Below are 3,524 nucleotides of genomic sequence, written 5' to 3' on the forward strand. Positions count from 1 at the left end.
CACCCGGGTCGGGCGGCCCTCGATGGACACCTCGGGACGGAAGGTGGCCGCTCGTGCCGAGGTGGACGTGGGTGCGACCAGCCAGGTCGACAGCGGCAGCAGGTCGGACTGGACGACGACCGCGTAGCGGACGCCCGCCTGCTCATGGCCCCGGGCGTCACGGGGAGAGCGCAGGCGGTAGACCTCACCACGCACGCAGCGTCTCCATGTCCCGGAGGACCTGGGCGGCCTCGGCACGGTCGGCGTCGTCCGCGGCCAGCGCGGCGGCCTCGGCACGGAGCCTGTCCTGCGCGGCCATCTTGGCGGCCTGAATCAGAGCCGCTCGGACGGCGGTGGAGACGGAGGTGCCGTCTTGCGTCAGGACGGCCAGCGCCCGCCGGGCGTCCTCGTCGGGGCGGAAGGTGATCGTCTCGGCCACCCCTGGGGTGTCTCACCGCAAGTAAGACAGAGAACGAGCTGTGGGGCCGATTCCGCGATTTCTACGTCGTGGCGAGCCAATCGGGCACCGCGTTCGCTAACGCCGTCTACAGCCTGCACTGGCTCGGATGCTCCTGTCCGCCGTCCTGGCGCTGCGTGGGCAGCCACCGGCCGCCCGACGTGAGAAGGGCGCCGCGACTCCCCCGGCGCCTGGGTGACCGCCACGGTCCGGTTGTCCGGCCGCGCCCCCTCGAGTCAGTCGCCCCTGTAACGGATCCGAGCCGTCAGCGGGCGGCGCCACGGGGCTACAGGTTCTCCCAGGCCGCAGCGAGGGAGGAATGGATCACCACGTCCTGCAGCCAGTGGATGGTCCACGCCCACTCCTTTGGTCTCTTTCACCCGCCTCCGGGACCGGAGTAGTTTTCGCGGTCCCACGGGGGCTCAGGGGGATGAACCAGGGGTCACGATGGAGTGGGGACGATGACCAGTGGAACCGGACGTTCCGGGATCCCGAGCTGGATGCTCGACTACGTCGACGCGTGGAACAGCCACGACCCTGCGAAGGTGCTCGCCTGCATGACCGACGACGTCGTCTTCGACGATAAAGGGCTCGGTGAACGCCTGCAGGGCACAGACGCGGTGCGCGCCATGCTCGTTGACCTGACCGAGACCATGTCCAGCGACTACCGCCTCGACTGGGGCGACCTGTTGGTCAGCACGGACGACCTGTGGGCCGGGGAATGGACCATGTCCGGCACGAATGACCGAGAGGACAAAGCGCGCGGCCTGCCCAACACCGGCCGCTCGTTCCGGATCCAGGGACTGTCGATCGGGCGACTGCGGGACGGACGGGTCGCCGAGGAACACCTGTACTGGAACATGGCCGAGTACCTGACCCAGGTCGGCCTGATGCCGGAGGCTCCCGCACCGGCGGCCCCGTGACGGATGGCTCAGCGGGGAGCCGTCGCGTGTCCGTGGCGGCCTGCGCGCGTCTTGATGCGGAGCTCGGGTGAACATGCGGATCGCGCCTCTCGAGGCGTGTCCGATAGCAATGGATCGGCCCACGAACGTCGCAGCGGAGGCGGGGACGGCCTGACCTCATCGCCTGCGTCCCGGAGAGGAGCCACCCATCGGGACCCCTTCCTCGGGCTGGAAGCCCAAGTTCCGGGTGTCCACCGAAGCGGGTCAACTCCACGGCTACGACTACCTGCACTCGCTGGTCGATGACTATTCACGGCTGGCCTACTCCGAGATCCTGCCCGATGAGAAGGGCGCCACCTGCGCGGCGTTCCTCGCCCGGGCCGCGGCCTACTTCGCCGCCCACGGCATCGACCGGATCGAACGGGTGATGACCGACAACGCCAGGGCCTACAAGTACTCCCTGGGTGAAGTCTGCGCCGCCCTCGGCGCCCGGCAGAAGTTCATCAAGCCGCACTGCCCCGGCAGAACGGCAAGGCGGAACGCCTCAACCGCACGATGGCCACCGAATGGGCCTACCGGCAGGTCTTCACCAGCAACGCCGACCGTGCCGCCGCCCTTGCCCCCTGGCTCGAGCACTACAACACTCGACGCCGCCACAGCGCACTCGGGGCCTTCCGCCGATCAGCCGCCTGGCACCAACCTGATGGCCAGGTACACCTAGGCGCCGTAGCGCTTGCTGCGCTCGTGCGCCTTGGTCACGACGACGCCTCCTCGGTCTGCTGGGCGGTGGACGACGGCGCCGGCTGCTCACCGGTGAGGCGGAGCACGACGTTGCCGCGCTTGCGGCCGGTGTCGACGAAGCGGTGCGCCTCGGCGATGTCGGCGAGGTCGTAGGTGCGGTCGCGGACCGCCCGGTAGTGGCCGGCTTCGGCCAGGTCGACCAGAACTGCCAGGTCCTCGGCGGTGGACTTCCCCACCTCCGCGGTGACCAGGTGCCCGGTGCGCCTGCTGCGCACCGGCGCCAGCAGCAGACCCGGCAGGTCGGTGATCACGAGCAGCAGCGCGCCCCGCGGGCGGAGCAGGTGCCGCACGCGCGCGAACGGGGCGTTGCCGACGCAGTCGACGATCACGTCGTAGGTGGCAGCCTCCGCGGTGAAGTCCTCGGTGGTGTAGTCGATCACCCGCTGCGCGCCGAGGGAGGTCACCAGGTCCAGGTTGGCGGCGCTGCAGACGCCGGTCACGTGCGCGCCGGCGTCCGCGGCCAGCTGCACGGCAGCGGTGCCGACGGCGCCCGACGCCCCGTTGACGAGCACCGCCGCACCCGGCGCCAGGTCGGCCTGCTTCAGGAAGCCGCGGGCGGTGAGCCCGCCGAAGACGAGCGTCACGGCGTCCTCGAAGGTCATGTTCCGCGGCTTGCGGGCGATGGCGTCGCCCTGCCGCACTCGGGCGTACTCGGCGTGCCCACCGAAGTTGGCACCGAGCATCGCGATGACCTCGTCGCCGGGGGCGATGCGGGTGACGTCGGTGCCGACGGCCTCGACGATGCCGGCGGCGTCCATGCCCAGCACGCGGCGCTTGGGACGCAGCAGCCCGATCCCGGTGGCGGCGAGCAGGCCGAGCCCGCGGGGCACCTCGCGGCTGCGGGCGCGGTGGTCGGCGGCGCTCACCGTGCTGGTCTGGACCCGGATGAGGACGTCGTCCGGACCGACCGTCGGCCGCGGCGTCTCCTCGACCCGCACGTTCTCCGGTCCGCCGAACCGGTGGTAGACCGCGGCCCTCATCGGACGGCCTGCGCGGGCGGCAGGGCGGCGACGGCGGCCGGCCGGAAGCCCTTGACGGTCAGGTACACGCCGAGCGAGAACTCCCACACGGCGATCGGGATGAAGGCGACCGCGGCGAACGGCGAGACGCGGTCGATGACGCCGAAGAAGATCGCGATGTCGGAGGCCAGCAGCAGCGGCGCACCGATGAGCCCCAGAGCGGGCAAGATCCGGGGGACGAGGCCGGACCGGTACAGCACGTAGCCCAGACACAGCGCGTTGAAGACCGGCATCAGGCTCTGGGACAGCAGGAACGTCCAGTCATAGGTCGCGACCAGGGTGTGGCCGGTCGTGACCAGCGAACCCTGATCGGCGCCCGCGGTGCCGGCGACGTCGTCGCGCAGGGTGACGAGCGTGTGGATGCTG

General features: G+C 70.8%; 5 protein-coding genes and 1 pseudogene. 2 read left to right on the forward strand and 4 right to left on the reverse strand.

The genetic code is table 11. The features are described 5' to 3' along the window. Both VN520_RS10060 and VN520_RS10065 read right to left on the reverse strand, forming a co-directional pair. Positions 1 to 195 (reverse strand): type II toxin-antitoxin system PemK/MazF family toxin (locus VN520_RS10060; RefSeq protein ID WP_325746522.1); only part of this gene is annotated, 195 nt, incomplete at its 3' end. Further along, the gene (locus VN520_RS10065) at positions 185 to 418 is read right to left on the reverse strand and encodes a hypothetical protein (RefSeq protein WP_325746523.1); all 234 of its coding nucleotides are present in this window, start codon (positions 416 to 418) and stop codon (positions 185 to 187) included. The genes VN520_RS10065 and VN520_RS10060, both read right to left, overlap by 11 nt. 479 nt (positions 419 to 897) lie before the next feature. Here VN520_RS10065 and VN520_RS10070 point away from each other — a divergent pair, with 479 nt between their 5' ends. Next, complete coding sequence (locus VN520_RS10070) at positions 898 to 1,359, forward strand: nuclear transport factor 2 family protein (protein ID WP_325746524.1); 462 nt, start codon at positions 898 to 900, stop codon at positions 1,357 to 1,359. A gap of 160 nt (positions 1,360 to 1,519) precedes the next feature. Continuing rightward, positions 1,520 to 2,042: pseudogene (locus tag VN520_RS10075) on the forward strand (integrase core domain-containing protein); the annotation flags it as partial. Positions 2,043 to 2,093: 51 nt separating this feature from the next. Here the strand turns inward: VN520_RS10075 and VN520_RS10080 are convergent. Together VN520_RS10080 and VN520_RS10085 are read right to left on the reverse strand one after the other, a co-directional pair. After that, entirely contained in the window at positions 2,094 to 3,119 is a 1,026-nt protein-coding gene (locus VN520_RS10080; protein ID WP_325746525.1) for an NAD(P)-dependent alcohol dehydrogenase, read from the reverse strand. After that, positions 3,116 to 3,524: DUF4386 domain-containing protein (locus tag VN520_RS10085; RefSeq protein ID WP_325746526.1), on the reverse strand; the 409-nt coding region annotated here is incomplete at its 5' end. The genes VN520_RS10085 and VN520_RS10080, both read right to left, overlap by 4 nt.

Source organism: Streptomyces sp. (assembly GCF_035563135.1).
Lineage (GTDB): Bacteria > Actinomycetota > Actinomycetes > Streptomycetales > Streptomycetaceae > Streptomyces.